An 875-nucleotide genomic window follows, 5' to 3' on the forward strand; every position below is an offset into this window, starting at 1 on the left:
GTTTCCTCCGAGATATAGATTTTGTTTGGTAGCATTATTATATCAGAAACCTATGTGTCATTTTTTATAGGTGTTGCACTTGTATTGTAAATTCGCCATCAAAAAAATTGATAACAGACCACGGATTATATATATCCGCCTTACCAAAACGGTAGCCATCATACCATGCTTGGATGTCTGGCAGCATATGGCTGCATTGCAATGCAGCAGCAATTTCGCTGACTTCGTCAGGCGTAAATCCAAATACATCGCTATATTGGTCTGTCATAACAGAACATACATCCAAGTTGTTTAAGCCGCTGAAAATACTTTCTTTGGCAATACGAAGCACGCCCGTTAATACAGCAAAATCTAATGATGCATTTGTCTTTAAAGCGCTGCCTAAAAAGTGCCGCATAAACCGAATGCAGTCATCATAAAATCCGTCTTCCCAAGCGTTTTGTATCGGCGCATCGTACTCGTCAATCAGCAAAATGACTGGCTTGCCATAATAGGCCTGCATGATTTCCATCAATCGTGTCAAGGCTCCGGCTAATTCATTTTCCGTGGATTCCCGTTTGATAATACGGGAAAAGTCGTCTTTCATCCCGTCATCGACGGCAGGACTGTCACAAAGATAGGTATATCGCAAATAGAGCCTGCGCAAAAATATGCCCCATTGATCCAACATGCTTTCCCAAGACGCATTTTTTATATCTTTCAAGGATATAAAAATAACCGGGTATTGTCCCTGATATTTCATATATTTCGTTCCAGCCTTTTCAATGGCAAGGGTTAATTGTAAAATGAATTTGAACAGGTAATCAAAAAAACAAAAATCCATAGTGAAGCTTCATGTTAAAATGGTTTTGCGAGAAATCATCAACAAAGGAGCA

General features: G+C 39.5%; 1 protein-coding gene. It reads right to left on the reverse strand.

What is annotated here, in order from left to right; translation table 11 throughout:
• Positions 1-64: 64 nt before the first annotated feature.
• Entirely contained in the window at positions 65-823 is a 759-nt protein-coding gene (locus OCV58_RS12160; protein ID WP_154878012.1) for an AAA family ATPase, read from the reverse strand.
• Positions 824-875: the final 52 nt, after the last annotated feature.

The organism is Megasphaera stantonii (genome assembly GCF_025567065.1).
GTDB classification, from domain to species: domain Bacteria; phylum Bacillota; class Negativicutes; order Veillonellales; family Megasphaeraceae; genus Megasphaera; species Megasphaera stantonii.